This is a genomic window from Acidovorax sp. BoFeN1, assembly GCF_003345135.1.
GTDB classification, from domain to species: Bacteria; Pseudomonadota; Gammaproteobacteria; order Burkholderiales; family Burkholderiaceae_C; genus Acidovorax; species Acidovorax defluvii.
On sequence record NZ_QOZT01000162.1, the window covers coordinates 1 to 1,615 of the forward strand.

Sequence of the window (1,615 nt, forward strand, 5' to 3'; positions counted from 1 at the left end):
CGCAAACCGACACTGGTGCGCGAGATGAGTATTCTAAGGCGCTTGAGAGAACTCAGGAGAAGGAACTCGGCAAATTGATACCGTAACTTCGGGAGAAGGTATGCCCCAAGTAGGTGAACCTGTACAAGGCGAGCCCAAAGGGGTTGCAAAAAATCGGTGGCTGCGACTGTTTAATAAAAACACAGCACTCTGCAAACACGAAAGTGGACGTATAGGGTGTGACGCCTGCCCGGTGCTGGAAGATTAAATGATGGGGTGCAAGCTCTTGACTGAAGTCCCAGTAAACGGCGGCCGTAACTATAACGGTCCTAAGGTAGCGAAATTCCTTGTCGGGTAAGTTCCGACCTGCACGAATGGCGTAACGATGGCCACACTGTCTCCTCCTGAGACTCAGCGAAGTTGAAATGTTTGTGATGATGCAATCTCCCCGCGGAAAGACGGAAAGACCCCATGAACCTTTACTGTAGCTTTGTATTGGACTTTGAACAGATCTGTGTAGGATAGGTGGGAGGCTTTGAAGTGAGGTCGCTAGATCTCATGGAGCCAACGTTGAAATACCACCCTGGTGTGTTTGAGGTTCTAACCTAGGTCCATTATCTGGATCGGGGACAGTGCATGGTAGGCAGTTTGACTGGGGCGGTCTCCTCCCAAAGCGTAACGGAGGAGTTCGAAGGTACGCTAGTTACGGTCGGACATCGTGACGATAGTGCAATGGCATAAGCGTGCTTAACTGCGAGACTGACAAGTCGAGCAGATGCGAAAGCAGGACATAGTGATCCGGTGGTTCTGTATGGAAGGGCCATCGCTCAACGGATAAAAGGTACTCTGGGGATAACAGGCTGATACCGCCCAAGAGTTCATATCGACGGCGGTGTTTGGCACCTCGATGTCGGCTCATCTCATCCTGGGGCTGTAGCCGGTCCCAAGGGTATGGCTGTTCGCCATTTAAAGAGGTACGTGAGCTGGGTTTAAAACGTCGTGAGACAGTTTGGTCCCTATCTTCCGTGGGCGCTGCAGATTTGAGGAAGCCTGCTCCTAGTACGAGAGGACCGGAGTGGACACACCTCTGGTGTATCGGTTGTCACGCCAGTGGCATTGCCGAGTAGCTAAGTGTGGAAGAGATAACCGCTGAAAGCATCTAAGCGGGAAACTCGTTTCAAGATGAGATCTGCCGGGGCCTTGAGCCCCCTAAAGAGTCGTTCAAGACCAGGACGTTGATAGGTCAGGTGTGGAAGCGCAGTAATGCGTTAAGCTAACTGATACTAATTGCTCGTGCGGCTTGACCCTATAACTTTGACAGCCTGTCTTCACATCCCCCAAAGATGTGTCAGACATTCTCTTCAAAGATTGTTATGCCAAGTTGACGCATTCAAAAAACACATAATCTGATTCCAAACTCTATGAATTCGCCGAGCTGTTCCACTAACAGCTCAGCACACAGTTATGCCTGATGACCATAGCAAGTTGGTACCACTCCTTCCCATCCCGAACAGGACAGTGAAACGACTTTGCGCCGATGATAGTGCGGGTTCCCGTGTGAAAGTAGGTCATCGTCAGGCTCTTACAGCCCAGCAACGCCCCCCTCTGTGATCAGAAGGGGGCGTTTCTGCTTTGG

The 1,615-nt window shown here is 51.1% G+C and carries 2 rRNA genes; both read left to right on the forward strand.

What is annotated here, in order from left to right:
• A 23S ribosomal RNA gene (locus tag DTW89_RS19020) occupies positions 1–1,287 on the forward strand; the annotation flags it as partial.
• A gap of 159 nt (positions 1,288–1,446) precedes the next feature.
• Positions 1,447–1,559, forward strand: a 5S ribosomal RNA gene (gene rrf, locus DTW89_RS19025).
• The last annotated feature ends 56 nt before the right edge of the window (positions 1,560–1,615 follow it).